Annotated in this window: 18 protein-coding genes, 2 tRNA genes and 1 other RNA gene; 20 read left to right on the plus strand and 1 reads right to left on the minus strand. The window is 51.6% G+C overall.

All coding sequences use genetic code 11. From position 1 onward, the window contains the following. Positions 1-69: 69 nt before the first annotated feature. The 12 genes from yabP (at position 70) to tadA (ending at position 12,003) form a co-directional block, all read left to right on the plus strand. Entirely contained in the window at positions 70-354 is a 285-nt protein-coding gene (yabP, locus tag DXD12_RS12330; RefSeq protein ID WP_022360387.1) for a sporulation protein YabP, read from the plus strand. 10 nt (positions 355-364) lie between these two features. Continuing rightward, positions 365-763 (plus strand): spore cortex biosynthesis protein YabQ, encoded by a 399-nt coding sequence (gene yabQ / locus DXD12_RS12335; protein WP_022360388.1) that lies wholly within the window; start codon positions 365-367, stop codon positions 761-763. 1 nt (position 764) lies between these two features. After that, a complete protein-coding gene (locus DXD12_RS12340) occupies positions 765-1,115 on the plus strand; it encodes a septum formation initiator (protein ID WP_347561390.1) in 351 nt (116 codons plus the stop codon). 165 nt (positions 1,116-1,280) lie between these two features. Next, complete coding sequence (locus DXD12_RS12345) at positions 1,281-2,699, plus strand: SpoIIE family protein phosphatase (protein ID WP_118638445.1); 1,419 nt, start codon at positions 1,281-1,283, stop codon at positions 2,697-2,699. Positions 2,700-2,975: 276 nt separating this feature from the next. Further along, on the plus strand, positions 2,976-4,319 hold the full coding sequence (gene tilS, locus DXD12_RS12350; protein ID WP_243027774.1) for a tRNA lysidine(34) synthetase TilS: 1,344 nt from the start codon (positions 2,976-2,978) through the stop codon (positions 4,317-4,319). Next, entirely contained in the window at positions 4,312-4,836 is a 525-nt protein-coding gene (gene hpt / locus DXD12_RS12355; protein WP_022360393.1) for a hypoxanthine phosphoribosyltransferase, read from the plus strand. The genes tilS and hpt overlap by 8 nt, the downstream gene beginning before the upstream one ends. Positions 4,837-4,893: 57 nt before the next feature. Beyond that, on the plus strand, positions 4,894-6,702 hold the full coding sequence (gene ftsH, locus DXD12_RS12360; protein ID WP_333549125.1) for an ATP-dependent zinc metalloprotease FtsH: 1,809 nt from the start codon (positions 4,894-4,896) through the stop codon (positions 6,700-6,702). A 587-nt stretch (positions 6,703-7,289) separates the two neighbouring features. Then, complete coding sequence (locus DXD12_RS12365) at positions 7,290-9,455, plus strand: glycoside hydrolase family 13 protein (RefSeq protein WP_118638446.1); 2,166 nt, start codon at positions 7,290-7,292, stop codon at positions 9,453-9,455. A 156-nt stretch (positions 9,456-9,611) separates the two neighbouring features. Further along, positions 9,612-9,693 (plus strand) — tRNA-Tyr (locus DXD12_RS12370). Between the two features lie 33 nt (positions 9,694-9,726). Then, positions 9,727-9,812: transfer RNA gene (locus DXD12_RS12375), tRNA-Leu, on the plus strand. Positions 9,813-9,951: 139 nt separating this feature from the next. Beyond that, positions 9,952-11,313, plus strand: coding sequence for a DUF6128 domain-containing protein (locus tag DXD12_RS12380; protein ID WP_118638447.1), 1,362 nt, complete (start codon positions 9,952-9,954; stop codon positions 11,311-11,313). Between the two features lie 201 nt (positions 11,314-11,514). Then, positions 11,515-12,003 (plus strand): tRNA adenosine(34) deaminase TadA, encoded by a 489-nt coding sequence (tadA, locus tag DXD12_RS12385; RefSeq protein WP_117796687.1) that lies wholly within the window; start codon positions 11,515-11,517, stop codon positions 12,001-12,003. A 55-nt stretch (positions 12,004-12,058) separates the two neighbouring features. On the opposite strand, the gene DXD12_RS12390 is transcribed toward tadA, so the two are convergent. Continuing rightward, complete coding sequence (locus tag DXD12_RS12390) at positions 12,059-13,084, minus strand: branched-chain amino acid aminotransferase (protein WP_118293773.1); 1,026 nt, start codon at positions 13,082-13,084, stop codon at positions 12,059-12,061. 262 nt (positions 13,085-13,346) lie between these two features. Here DXD12_RS12390 and ffs point away from each other — a divergent pair. The 8 genes from ffs to DXD12_RS12430 all read left to right on the plus strand — a co-directional run bounded on the left by ffs (position 13,347) and on the right by DXD12_RS12430 (position 21,742). Further along, positions 13,347-13,609: signal recognition particle sRNA large type (gene ffs, locus DXD12_RS12395), an RNA gene on the plus strand. A 301-nt stretch (positions 13,610-13,910) separates the two neighbouring features. Next, positions 13,911-14,990, plus strand: a complete 1,080-nt coding sequence (locus DXD12_RS12400; protein WP_118473071.1) for an ATP-dependent 6-phosphofructokinase — start codon at positions 13,911-13,913, stop codon at positions 14,988-14,990. A gap of 17 nt (positions 14,991-15,007) precedes the next feature. Beyond that, a complete protein-coding gene (dnaX, locus tag DXD12_RS12405; RefSeq protein ID WP_118638448.1) occupies positions 15,008-16,627 on the plus strand; it encodes a DNA polymerase III subunit gamma/tau in 1,620 nt (539 codons plus the stop codon). 157 nt (positions 16,628-16,784) lie between these two features. Beyond that, on the plus strand, positions 16,785-17,138 hold the full coding sequence (locus tag DXD12_RS12410) for a YbaB/EbfC family nucleoid-associated protein (protein WP_022359050.1): 354 nt from the start codon (positions 16,785-16,787) through the stop codon (positions 17,136-17,138). Positions 17,139-17,141: 3 nt separating this feature from the next. Then, on the plus strand, positions 17,142-17,741 hold the full coding sequence (gene recR, locus DXD12_RS12415; RefSeq protein WP_022359051.1) for a recombination mediator RecR: 600 nt from the start codon (positions 17,142-17,144) through the stop codon (positions 17,739-17,741). A gap of 90 nt (positions 17,742-17,831) precedes the next feature. Then, on the plus strand, positions 17,832-20,078 hold the full coding sequence (locus DXD12_RS12420) for a hypothetical protein (RefSeq protein WP_117796669.1): 2,247 nt from the start codon (positions 17,832-17,834) through the stop codon (positions 20,076-20,078). Between the two features lie 120 nt (positions 20,079-20,198). After that, on the plus strand, positions 20,199-21,023 hold the full coding sequence (locus tag DXD12_RS12425) for a Cof-type HAD-IIB family hydrolase (protein ID WP_118473065.1): 825 nt from the start codon (positions 20,199-20,201) through the stop codon (positions 21,021-21,023). Continuing rightward, entirely contained in the window at positions 21,008-21,742 is a 735-nt protein-coding gene (locus tag DXD12_RS12430; protein ID WP_118638449.1) for a CvpA family protein, read from the plus strand. Before DXD12_RS12425 ends, DXD12_RS12430 begins: the two co-directional genes overlap by 16 nt. Positions 21,743-22,200 lie beyond the last annotated feature (458 nt).

The raw sequence follows: 22,200 nt of genomic DNA on the forward strand, positions 1-22,200 counted from the left end.
AAACCTCCCAATATATTTAACAATAGGCAGCTATAGGCTATAAGTTAGATAAATTGGGAGGTTTTTTGCATGGAAGAAAAATTGGATGCCAGACCTCACAAGCTGGAGCTTCTGAACCGGGAAAAGGGGAGTGTGACGGGGATCCAGGATGTGGTGTCATTTGATGAGAACCAGATGATTCTCGATACAAACATGGGGCTTCTGACGGTGCGTGGGAAGGCGCTGCATGTGAGCCGTCTGACGTTGGAAAAGGGCGAAGTGGATATTGAGGGCGAGTTTGAAAGCTTTTCGTATTCCTGCAACGAGTCCCACCGGAAATCGCAGGAGTCGTTCTTTGGACGGCTGTTCCGTTAGGCGGTGGCGGATGAGCGGGACGGTGAGAGGGGAAATATGGCTGCTTGGCGGCAGTGTGTGTACGGGAATCGCGCTGATGATGATGTATGACGGGCTTAGGATCTTCCGGTGGCTGGTACGGCACGGCTCATTTTGGACAGGCATGGAGGATGCGGCGTATTGGCTTTTTGCCAGCTTTGCGACGTTCCGGCTTTTGTTCGGGCAGAATGACGGAGTCTTGCGCGGCTATGCGGTGGCGGGCGTGCTCGGCGGCATGGTGTTTTATGACCGGACGGGCAGCCGTCTTTTGTTTGCGGTATTGAAAAAATGCAGCGGATGGATTAAAATGAAAAGAAGAGGCAAAAAAAGCCAGAAGACCGGAAAGAAACGTACAACAAGGGGACAGGCAGAAAACATGGAAAGGAAGTGAGATGAGAATGCGTAGACAGATGTCGGAAGGCAGACCGGGTGGAAATGTGCGGAAAAAGAAAAAGGATAATTTAAACAACCGGATGGCGCTTGTGGGCGTTACGATGGTAGTGCTGAGTCTGGCGGCTGCCGTGCACATCAAGGGCATCGATCTCAAGGAAAAGGATAAGAGCTATTCAATTCGCGAGGAAAATCTGGAGGCGCAGGTTGCGAAAGAAGAAGAACGTGCCAAACAGCTTGAGGAATACCGGGTATACGTGCAGACCAAGCAGTATATCGAGAAGGTAGCGAAGGAGAAGCTGGGACTTGTAAACCGCAATGAGATCCTGCTCAAACCGTCCAATTCGAATTAGGCTTGCGGTGCATCATAGAATGTCCGGGGCATGCCACACAGGGGAGCAGCATTCCTGGATGTGTCGGAAAATGTCGAAGTTTTCCCTGATTTTGCTCCGTCCGTTTGACAAATATTTCCCTCCAGCCTGTATATAATGGCGTTATACAGGTTAGGAGGGATTTTTGTGCTTAAACGGAGAACTTTACATAGAGATATGGCGGATGTCAACGTCTACACGGCAAGACGTTTAAAGAGCATGGCACTGTCACTGGGTGGTCTGGCGCAGGCGTTTGCGGATGAGATCGGCGGGCAGGGGCATCTGACGAAGGAGGACGGACTGGCGGCAATGCAGACGGCGGCGTCGGCGGTATGCGGCGATTGTACACGGTGCAACCTGTATTATGGCAACCGCCGGGACGACAGTTATTATCTCTATTATCTGCTTCGGACGTTCGAGCAGAAAGGGAAAATCGACCTGGAGGACATGCCGCGCCTGTTTCATGAGATTTGTTCCCAGAGAGAGGCATATTTGCGGGAATTGAACCGGAGCCTCGGCCGGGCGACGATGAATCTGGGGTGGAAAAACCGTTTTCTGGAAAGCCGGGATGCGGTGATCGTCCAGTTCCGGGAGCTGGCGGCGATTTTGGAGGAATTTTCCAACCAGATGGAACAGGCGGCGGATGTGACGGCATCCTGGGAGGAGATGCTTTCGGGGATACTTCGCAGAAGCCATCTGCGCGTGGACAACATGCTGGTGCTTCAATATGAAAATCAGCAGAAGGAGGCGTTTCTCACACTCCGCAGCGTCAATGGGCGATGTATGACGGCGCGGGATGTGGCGGAACTTCTGGGACGCGCGATCGCCGGAAGCCACTGGAGTGTGGCGAAGGACAGCAAAAGCCTTATCACCCGCAATGCGGCGACCTTCCGTTTTGTGGAAGAAGGTAAATACCGGATGGTGTACGGCATGGCGTGCAGCCCCAGGGAGGGAGAACCGATTTCAGGCGACACATGCACGGTGCAGACCGGGCTTCCGGGGCAGGTGATTATGAGCCTGTCGGACGGCATGGGAAGCGGCAGAAGCGCCAGCGAGGACAGCGAGAAGGTCATTGAGCTGACCCAACGCCTGCTGGAGACGGGATTTTCGGCACGATCGGCGCTCAAATTGGTAAATACGGTGCTTCTGCTGGCGGGTACGGAGCAGAATCCGGCAACAATCGATCTATGTTGTATCGATCTGGGGACAGGTGTGCTGGAAGCGATGAAGCTGGGCGCGGTGCCGACCTTTATTCTGGGGCGTGAGGGCGTTGAGTTTCTGGAAGCAGGCGGGCTGCCGATGGGAATCGTACAGAACGCGGAGCCGGTTCTGATGTCGCGGAAAATGTGGGACGGCGAAAAAATCATTATGATAAGCGACGGTATTCTCGAAGCGATGCCGGGGGAACACAAGGAAGAGACGTTCATGGAATTTATATCAAACCTTTCCGGCGGCAACCCGCAGGAATTGGCAGAACAGATCCTGGCGTTTGCGTCCGGGCTTTCGGACGGGGGTGTGGTGGATGACTGCACCGTGTTGGTCGGGACGGTGCTGGAACGTGGGTAGTTACTGTTCACAGGTAGGCACTTTTGGAACCGAAAGTGCCGTAAGAAAACGTGGTGGCAGCAGGAATTTGCCGTATTTAAATGCGAAGCCACGGCAAATTCCGTTACTGGGCACGTATGCGTGAACAGTAACCGTGGGTAAACGGTAGAATCTGGCAGGTTGAGAAATAAGGGGAGATCCGTTATACTGTGAAGGTATTGAACAGTTACGAGTGGATTTATTTTTAAGAGGGATAAAAAGAAATATAAAAGAATGCAGAAACAAACAGAAATTTATATGAAACAAAATCATATGACCAGGCCGGGGGATGGCGTTCTGGTCGGTTTATCCGGGGGAGCGGATTCCGTCGGTCTTTTGCTGGTACTCTGGAAGCTGCGGGAGACGTTTCAGATTTCCCTGCGGGCGCTCCATGTCCATCACGGGCTGCGCGGCGCGGAGGCGGATCGGGACGCGGCATTTTCACGGATGCTGTGTGAACGGCTGGAAATTCCTTTTTATGAGTTCCGTATCGATGCGGCAAAAGAGGCGCTTGACCGGAAATGTTCCGTCGAGGAGGCGGGACGACTGGCACGGTACCGCCTGTATGAGGAGACGGCGCGGGCGTGGGAGGAAGAGATTCGGCAGGTTCATATCGCCACCGCCCACCATGCGGATGATAATGCGGAAACGGTTCTTTTTAACCTGTTCCGCGGAAGCGGTCTGACCGGGCTTTCCGGCATTGCTCCGGTGCGGGGGCGCATCATCCGTCCTCTTCTCTGGGCGCAGCGAAGCGAGATTCAGACCTGGCTTTTGCAGCAGGGACAGGACTGGGTCGAGGACTCGACGAACCAGGAGAGTGAATACAGCCGCAACTGGCTTCGGAATGAACTGCTTCCGGCGGTAGAAGAGCGCCTGAATGCACAGGCAGTCCGTCATATCGACCAGGCGGGCAGACGCATCCGGCAGGCAGATGCCTATCTGGAAGAGGTGGCAGAAGAATGGCTTCAAAAGCATGCACCGGACGGAAAGGCGGATGCAGGAGCGCTGGCAGAACAGGCGGAGATTGTGCAGGGTTATATCGTGCGGCGGTTGTTTTTAAAGAGCAAAATGCCGCTCCGGGACGTGACGGAGACGCATGTGCAGGCGGTGCGGGAACTTCTGCATCAGGGAACCGGAAAGAGTATTTCGCTGCCGCATGGGTTCCGGGCGGTAAATATATATGGATTTCTTGAAGTGCGCCCGCTTAGTCATCCAGGGGAAAGAAAAGGGGTTTTGCTTCCGGGCATCCAGAATGGGAATCTTTTGCAGATGCATACTTTCCCCTGTGAAAATGGGGATGAATTTCCGAAAAACCAGTATACGAAATGGTTTGACTATGATAAAATAAAAGGTACCTTATCGCTGAGACACCGGCAGCCGGGGGACTACCTGACATTGCCGTCCGGCGGTCGGAAGACGCTGAAATCTTGGATGATCGATGAGAAAATTCCGAGACAGGAGCGGGAGGAAATCTGGCTTCTGGCGGAAGAAAAACATATCCTGTGGATAGTGGGGCACCGGATCAGCGCATATTATAAGATAACAGAACAGACAAAAACCATCCTTGAGGTGGAATTTAACGGAGGAAAAAGCAGTGGCTGATAAGATTCGTGTATTATTAACGGAAGAAGAAGTAAACAAGAAGATCAGTGAAGTGGCAGCACAGATCAACAAAGATTATGAGGGAAAGGAAGTCCACCTGATCTGTATCTTAAAGGGCGGCGTATTCTTTACCTGTGAACTGGCAAAACGCCTGACCATTCCGGTTTCCCTGGATTTCATGTCTGTATCCAGCTACGGTTCCGACACCAAGTCAAGCGGTGTGGTAAAGATTATCAAGGATCTGGACGAGCCGCTGGAGGGCAAGAATGTCATCATCGTGGAGGACATCATCGATTCCGGACGCACCCTGGCATATCTGATCGAGGTATTAAAACAGAGAAATCCGAAAAATATCGAGCTGTGCACCCTGCTTGATAAGCCGGAGCGCCGCGTGAAAAAACAGGTTCAGGTTAAATATACCTGCTTTACAATCCCGGATGAGTTTGTCGTAGGTTACGGCCTGGATTACGATCAGAAATACCGCAACCTGCCGTACATCGGTGTTGTGGAAGTATAAGGAGGAAGCCAGTTGAAACAACGTCAGTCGATGGGAGGCGTGGGGTTTCTGATCCTCATGCTGCTCGTTATCATGTTTTTCTCGTTGAAAGTCCCTGGAATGGCGACGGAGCGGGAATTAAGCTATCCGGAGTTCATGGTATATCTGGAGAATAAGACCGTAGAGAGCGCACAGATCCGCCCGAACCGCGAGGTGCCGACCGGTGAGGTTGTTTTTGAGACAACCTCCGGCGACCGGGAGGAATTCAATGTGCTGGATGTGAAGGAAGTAGAGATGGCGCTGCGCAAGGCGGGGGTTCCGTACACGACCACCAGCGTCCGCCAGGATAGCTATTTTATGACGGTGATCTTGCCGATCGCTTTGTCCGCAGGCGTCCTGATCTTCCTGTTTATGTTTATCAATTCCCGTTCCGGCGGCGGGGCAAATGCCAAGATGATGAATTTTGGACGCAGCCGTGCCCGGATGGTATCGACCAGCAAGGTCAACTTTACCAAAGTTGCCGGTCTGGAAGAGGAGAAAGAGGAACTGGAGGAGATCGTAGATTTCCTGAAAAATCCGCAGAAATACACCGGCGTCGGGGCGCGCATCCCGAAGGGCGTGATCTTAGTCGGACCTCCAGGAACCGGTAAAACCCTGCTTGCCAAAGCGGTGGCGGGTGAGGCAGGCGTTCCGTTCTTCTCGATTTCCGGTTCGGATTTTGTTGAAATGTTCGTCGGTGTCGGCGCATCCCGTGTCCGCGACTTGTTTGAGGAAGCCAAGAAAAATGCCCCGTGTATTGTCTTTATCGATGAGATCGATGCGGTTGCCAGACAGCGTGGTACCGGCATGGGCGGCGGTCACGACGAGCGAGAGCAGACGCTCAACCAGCTCTTGGTTGAGATGGATGGTTTCGGAGTCAATGAGGGCATCATCGTCATGGCGGCGACGAACCGCGTGGATATTCTCGACCCGGCGATTCTGCGGCCGGGCAGATTTGACCGAAAGGTGGCAGTCGGACGACCGGACGTCAAGGGACGCGAGGAGATTCTCGGCGTCCATACGAAGGAAAAACCGCTGGGCGAGGATGTGGATTTACACCGCATCGCGCAGACAACCGCCGGATTTACCGGAGCCGATCTGGAAAACCTGATGAATGAGGCGGCGATCAATACCGCAAAAGAGGGACGTAAGTTTCTGACCCAGACGGATATTGAGAAAGCCTTTATTAAAGTGGGAATTGGCGCTGAGAAGCGCAGCAAGGTGATTTCCGAGAAAGATAAGAAGATTACCGCATACCATGAGGCAGGTCATGCGATTCTGTTCCATGTCCTCCCGGATGTGGGACCGGTTCATACCGTTTCGATCATTCCGACCGGCGTTGGTGCGGCAGGCTATACGATGCCGCTTCCAGAGCAGGATGAGCTTCATATGACGAAGGGCAGAATGCTTCAAAATATCATGGTTTCGCTGGGCGGACGAATCGCCGAGGAGATTATCTTTGACGACATCACGACCGGCGCTTCCCAAGATATCAAGCAGGCGACCTCGATGGCGCGCGCGATGGTAACCGAGTATGGTATGTCAGAGAAACTGGGCATGATCAACTACGGCGGCGACAACAACGAGGTCTTTATTGGCCGCGACCTGGCGCATACGAGAACCTACAGCGAGGAAGTGGCGAGCGAGATCGACAGCGAGGTAAAGCGCATCATCGATGAGTGCTACGCCAAGGCAAAACGGATCATTCTCGACCACGAGGATGTCCTTCATTCCTGCTGTGCCCTGCTGATGGAGAAGGAGAAGATCGGTCAGGCTGAGTTTGAAGCGCTGTTCCAGGATGGAGAAAAGCCGTCAGGGGAAGCTGAAACTCCGGTGACAGAAGCATAAAAAGTTCAAAGCATGAAACAGGTCTGGAAATAAGCCTGAAAAAAGGTGCCAGTCAGCTGCCAGAATGTGCGGGAAACATCCCGGACAGCCATCGGATAGATGGAAATGGCAGTGGCGGTACCTTCTTTTATGCAAATTTCAGGCGGATTTTGCTGGACATTTCCGGAGAGAGTGTTGATTTGCACAAAAAAGAAATTGAAATAAAACGATGTTTGTGCACACTTATTTCCGCTCCTATGCTATTATAATAGACGTAACCCCCCCAATACATTATATAGTTTTTGCTACACCCCATAAAACGAAATACCTTCTCCTAAAAAGGTCAGCTACCCCGCTGACCTTTTTTATTTCATAGGAAATTACGTCCTATGAAACAAAAAATGCTCCGCGAGGATGCACACTCGCGCGAAGCAGAAACATGTCGCAAGCGACCGCGCGAGACGCCCGAATGTGCCAAGGCACATTCTTTTTTATTACCTAAAATTAGGGGTGTGAAAATAACTTGTGTAATTTGGGGAAATCCTGTAAAATATGGGCAGAAAATAACATGATTGTGAAAGCGGTGAAACCGCTGGAAAGGGAAACAGATGGAGCAGATCAATCGCGACGCGCTCTTTTGCGATGAGACAGAGGATTACCGTTGTCCTTCGGAGGCAGATGCGGGTGAAGTCGTTACATTTTATTTCAGAACAGAGAAAAATGGAGCAGATGCGGTTGTACTGCTGGAATATGACCCGGAGACCGGGGCGCTTTTGCAGGAGTGGCAGATGAAACGGCTTTCGTGGGAGTGCTGTGCTGGCAGCGTTGGGAACGGTGCAGATACAAATCGAGGCATAGATGGTAGCGGTATGGCTGACAAGTCAGACAGCCGTTTTGATTACTACAGCTGTGCGCTGACTCTGGGAACGAAAACATTTTCGTATGTATTTCAGGTGACCTGGGGCGAGAACGTCTGTCTTTACAACCGGATCGGGCTGACAGAGGATGCGGCGGCGCACCCGTTCCGCCTGATTCCGGGATTTTATGTGCCGGAGTGGATCAAGGGCGCGCTGATGTATCAGATCTATGTGGATCGGTTTTGCAACGGCGATCCTACAAACGATACGGAAACCAATGAATATATTTATCTGAAAAAGCCGGTCACCCGGGTGACGGACTGGAAGGAACCGATCAGTACATTCGATGTGGGACGGTTTTACGGCGGTGATCTGCAGGGTGTTTTAGATAAACTTGATTATTTAAAGAGTCTCAAGATAGAAGCAATCTACTTAAATCCGGTATTTGTATCACCGTCGAACCATAAGTATGACTGTCAGGACTACGACCATATCGATCCGCATTATGGAGTGATTCTGGAGGACGCAGACGGACTGGTGTGCCCGGAAGATACGGACAATGACCGCGCACATAAATATATGACGCGGACGGCGGATGAGCAGAACCTGGAGGCGAGCGATGCCTTTTTTGCCCGCCTGATTGAGGAAGCGCACAAGCGGGGAATCCGGGTGCTGGTGGACGGTGTGTTCAACCATTGTGGTTCTTTCAATAAATGGCTGGATGCGGAACTTCTGTACCAGCACGCGGGCGGCTATCCGCAGGGGGCATATGTCTCGGAGGACAGCCCGTACCGCTATTTTTTCCAGTTCCACAATGAAAATGCCTGGCCGTTCAATGACAGCTACGACGGCTGGTGGGGACACGCGACGCTTCCGAAGCTTAATTACGAGGAATCGCCGGAATTGTACCAGTACATTCTGGGGATTGCGAAAAAATGGGTGTCGGCGCCGTTTGGAGCAGATGGCTGGCGGCTGGATGTGGCGGCAGATCTGGGGCGGAGTGCCGGGATGAACCATCAGTTCTGGCGTGATTTCCGCGCGGCAGTCAAGGAGGCAAATCCGGAGGCGGTCATGATCGCGGAACATTACGGCAGCCCGTATGACTGGCTGAAGGGCGATCAATGGGATACGGTCATGAATTATGATGCATTTATGGAGCCGCTGTCATGGTTTTTGACCGGGATGGAGAAGCACAGTGACGAAGAAAATCCGGCGCTGTTTGGGGATGGATGCGCCTTTTTTGAGGCGATGCGCTACCATATGAGTGAAATGCCGACGGCTTCCGTGCAGTGTGCGATGAACGAGCTGTCCAACCACGATCACTCCCGCTTTATGACGCGGACAAACCGCCGGGTGGGCCGTCTTGCGTCGGCAGGTGCAAAAGCAGCGGAGGAAGGCATCAGCTATGGCATTTTCCGCCAGGGTGTTGTCATGCAGATGACCTGGCCGGGCGCACCGACGATCTATTACGGCGACGAAGCGGGCGTCTGTGGATGGACCGATCCGGACAGCCGCCGGACGTACCCGTGGGGCGGGGAAAACCTGGAGCTGATCGAGTTCCACCGCTACATGAGCGGCATCCGGAAACGCTGTCCGGCATTTAGAAATGGTTCCCTGAAAGCGCTGGCGGCGGGAGATGGCTATATTGCCTATGGACGTTTTCAGAGTGCTCAGAGAGCTGGCGGCGCGTGCTGCGGCGTGACGGCGGTCAATACAGGTGATGACTGGCTGACGCTCAAGATTCCGGTCTGGCAGATCGGGGCGCGCGACGGGGCGGTCCTGCGCCGGGAAATGATGACCTATGAGGACGGTTACAACGCCGGACAGGTTGAACATGAGATAAAGGACGGCTATATCGAGGTGAAAATCCCACCGGTCGGAAGTATCGTTTTGACGGGAAAGGATACGGCATTGTAGGAAATGTGGCTTCGACAAGATATATGATTTCTGGCAGTTGAGCGAGAAGAATCAAAAGCAGGAAAAAATGGAAATAAAAATATTAAATAAAATATATAAAAACACTTGCTTTTTTGAGACAGCCATGTTATAATCTTCAACTGTCAGAGCAATTTTGGATGGGTTCCCGAGTGGCCAAAGGGGGCAGACTGTAAATCTGTTGCGTCTCGCTTCGGTGGTTCGAATCCACCTCCATCCATTTGGCTTTGTGCCAGTCATGAGTAATCATGATGCCGGCGTGGCGGAACTGGCAGACGCACAGGACTTAAAATCCTGCGAGGGTTAAACTTCGTACCGGTTCGATTCCGGTCGCCGGCAGTATCGGGAACAGTTTTTAACTGTTCCCGATTTTGCGTTATACGGACGTATTTGCAGCGTTGGTTTATATCAGGATATAGAAATCCTGTCATAAACCGGCGCTTCTTTTGCATATAATACAAAGCAAAGGAGTGAAAACATGTCTGCATATCATCGGTTAATATCATATATCTATGCATACGAGGGCGGAATCAAAGGGAAAAATACGGGATTTGCGAAATTGGAGACGCGGGGAACTTCCTGCCGGATTCAGGTCAGCGTCCGCCGTGTCTTTGCGGGCGGCAGCCCGATCGGCGTATACCTTTTGGCAGGGCAGGAGGAGATCCGTATCGGCACCCTGTTTGTCCGTGGCGGAAATGGGGAGTTCCGTGCCGTCGTCAATTGTGAAAATATTGAAGGAAGCGGCTGCAATATGGAAGAGTGCTGTGGTCTGACTCTTCATGAGACGGACAGCGCATGGCGTGCCTATACGACGATCTGGGAAGATGCCGTCGCGCATGCGGCAGAGGTTGAGCTGGCGGATGTGACTGCTGAGAAAGTGCGGGAGCAGGAAGCGGAGAAGGAAGAGGCAACGCGGAAACTGGCAGAGAATGTATCTGGGGAAGTGAACAGCGCGTCTGTAGGGAAAGAAAAATTGGATGAGGCGTCAGAACTTACCCGGTCGGGAGAAATGGAGAGTCAGGACACATCCACGGAGACAGAGAAGAAAGAAGCTGTGAATATAAACGAAACGGACTTCGGAATCAGCCAGCCCCAGCCAGAAAAGCTGGAGGATTCAAACCTGGAGATTTTCGAGGACACGGAAACCATGGAAGCGGTTCCAGATATCTCAGAAACATCCGATCATCAAGAGGCAGAAGTTGTTCAGGAAACGCAAACGGAAACACCGCAAGAAAGTTTTCAGGAATCCACTCAAGAAGTGCAAACGGAGACACCGAAGGAAAGTTTTCAGGAATCCTATCAGGAAGCACAGACAGAAGCACGGCGGAAAGATTCTCAAGAATCCACCCGGGAAGTCCGGAAAGAGGCGCTTCCAGATTCTCCACCAGACCATCAAGAAGCATTTCAGCCAGGCTCTCAAAATCAAAAACAACCGCAACCAGATTCATCCAAGGAATTTCCGAAAGAAGATCCCGCCGAGTCCCTCTGGAACCGTCTGCGTGCTGCCTATCCCAAAGTAACCGCCTTCGAATGCGCCGACGGCTGCGAGATTCTGGTAATCAAACCGCAGGATATCGGGCTTCTGCCGCGGGAAAACTGGGTGTATGGAAATAACAGCTTTCTTCTGCACGGTTACTACAACTACCGATATCTGATTCTGGCGAGACTGGGGAAACCCGGCGAACGGGGGCGCTACATTCTGGGCGTGCCGGGACATTATGGAAACAATGAAAAATATATGGCGGCGATGTTCGGCTTTGACCGCTTTGTCCGTTCCACCCGCCAGCCGCCGCGCGACAGCCGGTTCGGGTATTGGTATACGGATTTGAATTTTACATAAAAGCCGGTCGCTCCTTTTACAGAACTCTTGACAAAGGATAGCTTTTCTGGGTAGGATGGATAGAGGTCAAATGCTTTCAGGTGTTTGATTGGCAGCGGAGCAAACTTGCCGGGAAACTGGGATAAGGATGTCTGTTGTTGGACGGAGGAAAAAGATAGAAATATATAAAACAAGAAAGAGGAAAAAACAGTGGCAACAAAATTGACACGGGAAGAGAAATATATGAAAGCGGCGATCCGCGAGGCGAAGAAAGCCTGGGCGCTCGGAGAAGTGCCGATCGGCTGCGTGATCGTGTATGAGGACAAAATCATCGGCAGGGGTTACAACCGCCGGATGGTCGATCATAGCGCGCTGGCACATGCGGAGATCGCGGCAATCAAAAAAGCGTGCAAGCGCATGGGCGACTGGCGCCTGGAAGAATGCGAGCTGTACGTGACGCTGGAACCGTGCCCGATGTGTGCAGGGGCGATCGTGCAGGCGCGGATTCCAAAAGTTTACATCGGTTCCATGAACCCGAAAGCCGGTTGCGCCGGTTCGGTACTGAATCTTCTGGATGAAAAAGGATTCAATCATCAGGTGGAGACAGAAGAAGGACTTTTGGGCGAGGAATGTTCGATGATGTTGAAAGAATTTTTCAAAGAATTGCGTGAAAAGAGAAAAAAGAAGAAAGAAGAAAAAGCTGGTGAATGATTTCCACCAGCTTTTTGCATTCCATATTTCCCATTCAAACCGAAAAATACAGTCCTTATTTGATTACGTGGATCCAGCCCTCCGGAGCTTTGATGTGACCCATCTGGATGCCGGTCAGTGTCTCGTAGAGTTTCTGGGTAACCGGACCCATCTTCTCCATACCTGCCGGGAAGCAGATTTCCTTGCCGTGGTCAACGATCTTGCCAACCGGAGAGATAACAGCTGCGGTACCGCACAGGCCGCACTCTGCGAAATCTTTTACTTCGTCTAAGTATACTTCACGCTCTTCGGTCTCCATGCCAAGGTAATCTCTTGCAACCTGCAGGATGGAACGGCGTGTGATAGACGGAAGGATGCTGTTGGACTTCGGAGTTACCAGCTTGCCGTCTTTGGTGATAAAGATAACGTTTGCGCCGCCGGTCTCCTCGATCTTGGTACGTGTCTGCGGATCCAGGTAGATGTTCTCATCGAAACCGTTCTTATGAGCATCGACGATCGCATGCAGGCTCATCGCGTAGTTTAATCCGGCTTTGATGTGACCGGTTCCGTGAGGTGCTGCACGGTCGAAATCGCTGACGCGGATGGTGATCGGTTTAGCGCCGCCCTTGAAGTACGGGCCAACCGGTGTACAGAATACGCGGAACTGATAGATGTTTGCCGGTTTAACGCCGATGATGGAATCATAACCGAACATATACGGGCGGATGTACAGGGTTGCACCGGAACCATACGGCGGTACGAATGCTGCGTTGGCTTCTACTACTTTTGTGATGGCGTCTACGAAGCGCTCCTTTGGGAATGGCGGCATTTCAAGACCTTTTGCGGAATTCTCCATACGCTCGCCGTTTAAGTCAGGACGGAACGTAACGATATGGCCGTCCTCGGTCGTATACGCTTTCAGACCCTCGAAGCAAGTCTGTGCATACTGCAGAACACAGGCGCATTCATTCAGGGTAATATTCGGGTCGGAGGTAAGGACGCCTTCGTCCCAGGAACCATTCTGGTACATGGAAACATAGCGGTAATCCGTTGGCATATAGCCGAAACCGATGTTGCTCCAGTCGATATTTTTCTTTTCCATAATCGTTGCTCCAATCTTACAGAATTTTATGATTTAGTAACTGTTTGACTTTTTGCAGTCGCTAGATTTATACCTATTATAATGATTTCTTTCTTCTGTTGCAAGATTCTGGGATAAAAAATGATAAAAAAACAATAAAATGTATTTTTATACAATGCTTGTTAGTCAAGCTCCGGCTTGACAAAACGGCGGCTGCCATGTATACTAAACAGGCTGACGGTCTGCAGGTCATTCCGTCATATAAGACCAAGTCATAAAGTTTCCGCACAGCCGGGGAGTTAGCGGTGCCCTGTACCTGCAATCCGCTATAGCAGGGGTGTTGTCCGACCGAGGGCGTTTTTACTGTGGGGCTGCCCCTGAAAAGTGGCGTTGAAGTCTGGGTCTTGCGCAACAGAAATCTGTGAACCGTGTCAGGGCAGGAATGCAGCAGCACTAAGCAGAACCTTCTGTGTGCCGCAAGGCAGCCTGGACCGAGTTAACTGTCAGGGTAACGTCCATGGCATACGTTCGAAGCCGGGCGTGCGGATTTTTTTTATAAGAAAATAGATGCAGAAACAAGCATTTTTGCAGGTGTGTGAATATAGCCGGGATATGTGGAATTTGATTTGCCAAGGGGTAGGAATACCGTGCCGGAGCAGATTAAAAGCGCGTATCCCGGTATTTTTATGTCTATGATATTTGTAAGGAATTTTTTCTTGCCCGCGGGATATGATTGTATTATAATTACAAAATGGGTGTAGTTTATCCTGATATGGGGGTTGTTGGAAACTTAGAATAAGGGTAACTGTGAAGGTACTGGACGGTTATGAAGAAAGGGAAAGCGCTCATGAGAAGAATCGGTATGTTAACCAGCGGTGGCGACTGCCAGAGCTTAAATGCGACGATGCGAGGCGTGGCAAAATCGCTGTACAAGATGTTCGATGACATAGAGATAGTTGGATTTGAAGACGGCTATAAAGGTCTTATGTATGCAGACTACCGGATTATGAAACAGTCGGATTTTTCCGGGATTCTGACACGCGGAGGTACGATTCTGGGAACTTCCAGACAGCCTTTCAAGCTGATGCGGATGCCGGACGAGAACGGTCTGGATAAAGTGGAAGCGATGAAACACACCTATTACAAGCTGAAACTGGAATGTCTCGTCATTTTAGGCGGCAACGGCAGCCAGAAGACGGCAAATCTGCTGCGGGAGGAAGGACTCAATATCGTTTCTCTTCCGAAGACCATAGACAATGATCTCTGGGGCAGCGATCTTACGTTTGGATTCCATAGTGCGGTTGATGTAGCGACCAATGCCATCGACTGTATTCATACGACGGCGGCGTCTCATGGCAGAGTCTTCATCGTGGAGATCATGGGCCACAAGGTGGGATGGCTGGCGCTCTATGCAGGCATCGCGGGCGGAGCTGACATCATTCTCCTGCCGGAGATCCCGTATGATATTGATGTGGTGGTAAATGCGATCCGCAGCCGTACTAAAAATGGCAAGAATTTCACGATTTTGGCGGTCGCAGAGGGCGCGATTTCCAAGGAAAATGCAGCCCTGACCAAGAAAGAATTAAAAGAAAAGAAGAAAAATGGACCGGTTTATCCGTCGGTCGCTTACGAGCTGGGCGCCCAGATTTCCGAGCGGACGGGGCAGGAGATCCGTGTGACGGTTCCGGGGCATATGCAGCGCGGAGGCGAGCCATGCCCGTATGACCGCGTGATTGCGACGCGCCTCGGCGCGGAGGCAGCAGAGATGATCCGCCGCAAAGAATACGGCTATATGGTCGCTTTAAACAACAATAAGATTGAAAAAATTCCGCTTGCGGACATTGCCGGTAAATTAAAGATGGTCGATCCGAAGAGCGATATTATCCGGGAAGCTAAGGATGTAGGCATCAGCTTCGGCGACGAATAGTAAGGAAGTAGTAGTTTATGTCATATACAGCACTGTACAGAAAATGGCGTCCGACGTCCTTTGAAGAGGTCCGGGGTCAGGACCATATCGTAAAGACCCTGAAAAATCAGATCAACTCCGGGCGGATCGGGCACGCGTACCTCTTCTGTGGGACGCGCGGAACCGGTAAGACGAGTATTGCCAAGATCTTTGCACGGGCAGTCAACTGTGAGCATCCGGTGGACGGCAGCCCCTGCGGCGAGTGCAGTATGTGCCGCCAGATTGCGGAAGGAGCTTCCCTCAATGTGGTGGAGATCGATGCGGCATCCAACAATGGTGTGGAAAATATCCGTGATATCCGGGAGCAGGTGCAGTACCCGCCGACGGATGGGCGCTACCGCGTCTACATCATTGACGAGGTTCATATGCTTTCGATCGGCGCGTTCAATGCGCTCTTAAAGACGCTGGAAGAACCGCCGTCCTACGTTATATTTATCTTGGCGACGACGGAGGTCCACAAGATCCCGATCACGATCCTGTCCCGGTGCCAGAGATATGATTTCAAGCGGATCTCGATCGATACCATCGCGGGACGGCTGGCGGAGCTGACGCAGGCGGAGCAGATCGATGTAGACGATCGGGCACTTAGGTATGTGGCACGTGCGGCGGATGGCTCGATGCGAGATGCGTTAAGTCTTCTCGATCAGTGCGTGGCGTTCCATTTCGGGGAAAAGCTGACGTATGACAATGTGCTCGAGGTGTTGGGCGCGGTCGATAACCGCGTGTTCAGCAAGCTGTTTCAGGCGGTGCTTGCAAGTGATACGAAGGCGTGCATCCGTGAGATTGAGGAAATGATCATCCAGGGGCGCGATCTTTCGCAGCTTGTCAACGATTTCGTCTGGTATATGCGAAATCTCCTGATTGCCAAGACGACCGACGAACCGGGCGATATGCTCGATATGTCGGAGGAAAATCTGGCAGTTTTAAAGGAAGAGGCGGCAGGCGTTGATACGGAAACGCTGATGCGTTACATCCGTATTTTCTCGGAACTTTCCGGGCAGCTGCGCTACGCGTCACAGAAGCGGATTCTGGTGGAGATTGCCTTTATCAAGCTGACGACGCCGTCGATGGAACAAAATCTTGATTCCATTTTACAGCGGATTACGCTATTAGAGCAGAAAATGCAGGAAATGCCGGACAATCTACAGAAACTGGCGTCCCTTGCACCGGCAGCGGGGCAGGCGGCATCCTCCAAAACGGCTGTGGTGGAAACGCCGCCTGAGCCGAAGAAGGTATCCCTTCCACCGGCACAGTACGAAGATCTGATGCTGATGCGGAAAGAATGGGGACGGATTGCGTCCCTGAGCCAGCTTGTGGGTTCGATTAGACTCAGTCTTCCCAAGACAAGTGTAGAACCGGCGGGCGAAGGCTGCCTTTGCATTGTGTGTACAGATGAAAATACGTTTGGAATTATCAATCGGGAGCCTGAGCTTAAGAATTTGCAGGAAGTAGTGCAAGAAAAATACAAAAAGACTCTGCAATTTAAAGTCCGTTTAGAATCATCTGCTGTGCCGCAAAGAACGGTTTATGTCAGTGATGAGGATTTAAAGAACGCAATCCATACCGATGTGATTTTCGAAGAGGATGATTCCGTGTAGTGGAGCTTGCCAAAGATGAGCCTTGTTTTGTAATGCAAGAAGCTGTGATTAAATGCAGATAAATGATATTAGTGGGTTTATATGATATATAGAACCGGCTGCAATCGGCAGCCAGTCTGAATATAAATAAAAAGAAGTGAAAGAGAGGAATGACACCATGGCAAAACGTGGCGGTTTCCCAGGCGGTATGCCGGGCAATATGAACAATTTAATGAAGCAGGCGCAGAGAATGCAGCGCCAGATGGAAGAGAAGCAGAAAGAGCTGGAGGAGAAGCAGTACAGCGCATCCGCAGGCGGCGGCGCTGTAACCGTAACCGTATCAGGTAAAAAAGAGGTTCTTTCCGTGAAATTGTCTGAGGAAGTAGTGGATCCGGATGATATCGAGATGTTAGAGGATCTGATCGTGGCGGCGACCAACGAGGCATTCCGTCAGGCGGAAGAGGACAGCAGCCAGATGATGTCCCAGTTGACCGGTGGCCTTGGCGGTCTGGGAGGCGGATTCCCGTTTTAAGCGATGGATTATTACAGCAGTCAGATTAGCAAGCTAATCGAAGAATTGTCAAAACTTCCCGGAATCGGAAGTAAATCGGCGCAGCGTCTTGCATTTCATATCATCAATATGCCGGAAGAACAGGTCAGGCACTTGTCCGGCGCGATTCTGGAAGCCAAGCAGAATGTGCGTTACTGCAAGGAGTGCTGCACATTGACTGATAAGGAACTGTGCCCGATCTGCAGCAGCGACCGGCGAGATCATGAGACGATCATGGTGGTGGAAAATACGCGCGATCTGGCGGCATATGAAAAGACAGGAAAATACAACGGGGTCTATCATGTGCTGCATGGGGCGATCTCCCCGATGCTGGGGATCGGGCCGGGCGACATCCGGCTCAAGGAGCTGATGACTCGCCTGCAGAAAGAGGAGGTTCGTGAGGTCATTATCGCAACCAACTCAAGCCTGGAGGGCGAGACGACCGCGATGTATTTGAGCAAGCTGATTAAGCCGACAGGGATCCGGGTGACGCGAATCGCCAGCGGCGTTCCGGTCGGGGGCGACTTGGAATATATTGATGAGGTAACGCTTCTGCGCGCGCTGGATGGGCGTACAGAGCTGTAGCCGGTGAGCAAATAAAACGTTACTGGGCACGTATGCGTGAACAGTAACAATAAAACTTCTGCCGCGGCAGGAAGTTAGGAGATGCATAAGATGGATAAATACGAGTTTAACATCAAGGTAGAGCAGATTAAGAAACTGGTTAACAAGGGAGATTTCGAGACGGCGATGAAGATCGCCGATACCATCGACTGGCGTCGTGTACGCAGCACCAGCCTGCTTACGATGATTTCCCAGATTTATGAGAAAAATGCAGAGTATCAGGATGCTAAGGATATTTTATTGCTGGCATATGAGAGAGCGCCGCTTGGAAAGGGGCTTTTATATAAGCTGACCGACCTTGCACTGCGTGAAAATAATATTCAGGAGGCAGAGGCATATTACCGGGAGTTCTGTGAGCTGTCCGGCGATGACCCGCGCCAGTACCTGCTTCGTTTCCTGATTCTGGAGGCGAAGGATGCGCCGTTAGAGCAGCAGATCAATTCTCTGGAGAGATATTGTCAGGAAGAGCTGGATGAGAAATGGCTGTACCACCTGGCAGAGCTTTATCATCAGGCGAACCAGGCGGACGACTGTGTGCGGATCTGCGACAAGATCATGCTGATGTTCGGTCTTGGCAAATATGTGGACAAGGCAATGGAACTGAAACTTCAGTATGCGCCGCTGACAAAATATCAGATGGATCTGGTAGAAAACCGCGAGAAGTACGAAGAGAAGCTGCGTGCGGTGGAAGAAGAGTACAAGAACGGTACATACCGCAAGCCGGAGCCGGAAGGAGAGTATCTGGATACGGATGAGCCGGAGGCAGAGCTGGACGACGAACCGGAGAATGAGCCGGAGGGACAGCCGGAGCAGGCAGAGCCAGAAGAGAAGGCTGGAAAACCGAAAGCTGAGACAAAACCGGCGGACGAGAAAGTAGAAAAGGCTGCGCTGGACGAGAATGTAGTAGCAAGCCTTCATGAAGCACAGGCGGAAGAAGCGCTGGCAAAAGAAGTGTCCAAGATCAAGCCTTACGATGAGGAAGAGGGCGCATCCGAAGGGGAGACACGTGTTTTCAGGAATCTCCGCGACCTAGAGCCGGCAGAGGCAGAGGAAAAGAGCGAGGAAGCTCCGATTCATGAATTTGAAGAGGAAGAGGAAACCATAGTGGAAGACTGGGATTTCGAACCGGAAGAGGAAGAAGAGGAGATCAAGGAATCGAATCATCTGATGATCGAGGCGGAAGATCCGGCAGCCGGTCTTGCGATGGCACTTGATTCCCTGAAAAAGATTCACCGCGAGCTGGGGACCAAGCATCCGGTTGCCAAGATCAGCGGCGCAAACCTTTCCCATCGCGGCATCGCATCGGTGGCGGAGCGCCTGGCAGGCAAGGATCTGGTGGTCGAGCATGCAGCCGATCTGGACGATTTGACGGTGGAAGAGCTGGAAGAACTGATGACACAGGATGAAACCGGCATGGTCGTTGTTCTGATTGATACGCAGGCGCGTTTAGAGCAGATGCACCGCGCATATCCGGCATTAGCAGAGCGTTTCCAGTATATCGGCTGTGAAAACCAGAAAGACGATGCAGCGAAGCTGGCACAGGCGCGCGAGGAAGAGCTGAAACGCCAGCAGGCGCAGCAGGAAGCAGAAGCAGCCAGAAAACGCCAGGCAGAGCGTGAGGCGGAGATCCGCCGTCAGGCAGAAAAAGAGGCAGAGGAAAAACGCAGACAGCAGGAAGCAGCAGCCCGCCGTGAGGAAGAAGAGCGCGCCAAGGCAGAAGCACAGGCACTGGCAGCCAAAGAGGCAGAAGAAGCGCGTAAAGCGGAGGAAGATCGCCGTCTGGCAGAGCGGCAGAGAGAAGAACTGCGCCGTCAGGAAGAGGCAAGACGCGATGACGAGCCGGAGTATGAAGACGAAGAAGATCACTACGAGAAGGATGAGTATGAGCCGGAGGATGATTATGCGCGTGACGGCTATCGTGATGATTATAAGGACGATTACAAAGACAGCTATAAAGACGAACGCGAGGACGACGAGTATTCCAATTATCCAGAGGATGAGTCGGAAGAGAAACCGTCCAAAAAGTCCGGCGATATGGATGTTGAGGAGTTTGTTCAGTATGCCTGCAAATATGCATCGGAGATCGACTGCAGTATTTCGGGAAAGAGCATGCTGGCTCTGTACGAGCGCGCTGAGATGATGGAGGAGGACGGAGAACCGCTTACCAAGACAAGTGCCGAAGATTTGATCGAGGAAGCTGCAGATAAGGCGGAGAAGAAATCCTTCAGCGGACTGTTCTCATCGAAATATGATAAGGATGGACTTCTGATTCTGAAAGAGAAACATTTCTTTGATTAATTAAAACAATTCGAGAAATTTTAAAATTAAAACTAATTAGTAAAAGAGAGCGCTGCGGGGGAATGCTTCCCGGCAGCGTTTTCTGGTAGTGGACAGTAAAAAGAGATACGGGAGAGAAAGATGGGAACACGGTTAATAGCCCTCGATTTAGATGGGACACTGTTAAATGAAAAAATGCACGTGTCGGAAAAAACAAGACAGGTGATGGAACTGTGCGCGCAGCGGGGGATTGAGATTGTCCCGGCGACCGGGCGCGCGCTCCCGGCAGTGCCAGAGGAGGTTTTGAGCCTGCCGGGCGTCCACTATGGCATATTTACAAATGGGGCGGTCGTCCGGGATTTCGGGAAAAATACCTGGGTGTCGGAAAGCTGCCTGAGCTGGGAAGAGACGATCCGGGTGATTGAGGTGCTGCGCCGGCATCCGGTTATTTACGATATGTATGTATCGGAGGGCGGCGTCAGCGAGACGCGATTGCTGGCACAGCTGGAAGAATACGGGATACCGGAACGTGAATGCGCCTATATCCGGGCGACGCGCCGGGCAGTTACTGACATGGTGGAGTATCTGCGGGAGAAAAAATGCCCGGTGCAGAAGATGAATTTAAATTTTAAGGACCGGGAGAGCAAGCAGGCAGTCCGGGCAAAGCTGGAAGCGATGCCGGAGGTTCTGGTGACCTCCTCGCTTCCGTGGAATCTGGAACTCAACGCGGCGGGCATCACAAAGGGGAGCGGGCTGCGGAATCTCTGTCAGTATCTGGGGATTGAAGCGGAGGAGACGATGGCATTTGGAGACGGCGAAAACGACTGGCCCATGCTGGAGGCAGCAGGAATCGGCGTAGCGATGGAAAATGGCGCCCCATTTTTAAAGGAACGCGCAGACCGGATTGCCGCTTCGAACCGGGAAGAGGGCGTAGCGGAGGCGATCAGACAATGGGTGCTTATATAAAAGAAAACTGGCTGTTCGTGGTGGTGGCAGTCTATCTGGTTTCCATGGTACTGTACGGGCATTACCGCGGATTTGTCCGCCTGGCAGTCTCGGCCGTTTCCCTGGTGCTGTCGCTGGGGGTGGTTCATTTTGGTGCGCCGTCTGTCGCGAATCTGCTTCGCAGCAATGAGGTGGTCTATCAGGCGGTGGAGGACAGCGTGACGAAATTTATCCAAAAGGACGATGAGGCGGAAAATGAGGCAGCTGACGCGGCGCCGCCATCCGTACAGCGCAGTATTATTGAAGAAATGGGGCTTCCGGAACAGTTAAAGGATGCGCTTCTGGAGAATAATAACAGCGAAGTTTACGAGGCGCTGGGTGTAAGCAGCTTTACCCACTACGTCAGCCGTTATCTGGCAAACAGCCTGATCAATATTATAAGTTTTTTTCTGCTGTTTGCAGCCGTGTTCGGCGGACTGCGTCTTCTGTCCGTATCGCTCAATGTGGTCTCCCGGCTGCCGATCATATCGGGGCTGAACCGTCTGGCAGGTGCCGTGCTGGGGGGTGCGGAAGGGATCTTTTTCGTCTGGATTGCAGCACTGCTTATTACACTGTTCTCGGCAACGGCGATTGGTGAACTTTTCCTGAACCAGATAGAAAGCAATATCTGGCTGACCTGGCTGTATGACCACAATATGCTTGGAAGCATCCTGATGGGTGTTGTGAAACGGATTATTTAAAAGCGTATAGAGAAAAACTGTGATATTGAAAAACGGCACACCGCATTCTCGCTGCTTAGTGATGAGTTAGGTGTGCCAAATTTTTTATTTCAGTCGAGAAGACACCCACCTCTTTAGGTGGCGAGTAATAGCAAATTTGTCTCAGTGGGAGTTGGGTCTTCGGCTGAGATAAACGCTTCGCGAGGATGCGCAATGATTCTGTATGGAATATGTCAGCGAAAAAACAAGTGAAAATCCCTTGACAAGTTAATGCTGAAATGGTAAACTCTAACTCTAACGTGTTTTGACGTTGGTCTGCATATGCAGGGAAAATCGAATATCACAGGTTTTCTTATTTGCGAAAATGTTTTGAAAATTAAGAAAAAATAGTTGACAACGACAACTGCCTATGATATGATGTTCAAGCTGTTGAGCGAAAGCTCAGTTGCAAAAAATAAAATAAAAAAGTTGTTGACAAA

Source organism: Clostridium sp. TF11-13AC (assembly GCF_003481065.1).
GTDB lineage: Bacteria > Bacillota > Clostridia > Lachnospirales > Lachnospiraceae > Otoolea > Otoolea fessa.